Annotated in this window: 1 protein-coding gene; it reads right to left on the bottom strand. The window is 47.0% G+C overall.

The window, feature by feature from the left end:
• Nucleotides 1-145 precede the first annotated feature (145 nt).
• The coding region (locus tag CIK04_RS31030; RefSeq protein ID WP_325206049.1) for a group II intron maturase-specific domain-containing protein at nucleotides 146-704 on the bottom strand (559 nt) is incomplete at its 5' end.

Genomic DNA, 704 nt, shown 5'->3' with positions numbered 1-704 from the left:
CGCTAGAAGAAAATAATTTGTGGGAAGGAACTCGAAGGAATATGTAATGGATGATGCATTTTTGCGTTATCGAAACAGCAAGTAGGGTGAGGCGTTGCCGCCTCATCCCTCTTACAGAACCGTACGTACGGGCCTCGTATACGGCTCATGCACACTTCCATTCAGCATAATTGCTGAACACATACCCTGTCTTAACATGCTCGATATTGAACAAACCAAGATCGTTAAACCATTGATTTGGCATCGCATAGCTGGCTAAGGGACTCTGTGCATTTTTCCAGCTACTCATTTGAATTGACCTGAACGGCGGCTTGTAACCAAGCTGTTTCAGCTTGCGGTGCAGCCGTAACGGTTTCTTCCATAATTTTAACTGGATGCTGCGCAGTCTGCGCCTTAACCATCCTGCTATTCGCGAGAACTCCCTGCTGGTATTGGCGATCCTGAAGTACTGACTGAACCCTCGTAAAACGGGATTTAGCTCGTTGATGACTTGCACTAGCGGCTTTCCGCCATTGCGTTTGCTCATCTGCTTCAACGTCTGTTTGAACAGAGCCAGTTTCTTGGGCTGAATACGGGTGTATTGTTCCCCGATTTCAACGCCAAGGAACTTCACCCCATTTTCGCTGTGTGCTATATGAGATTTGCTCTGATTCACCGTCAGTTTCAACTCTTTTTCCAGTATCTTTGTCGCCTGTGCAAGCGCA

Source organism: Vibrio sp. 03_296 (assembly GCF_002265885.1).
This window is presented reverse-complemented; position numbering and strand designations above follow the sequence as displayed.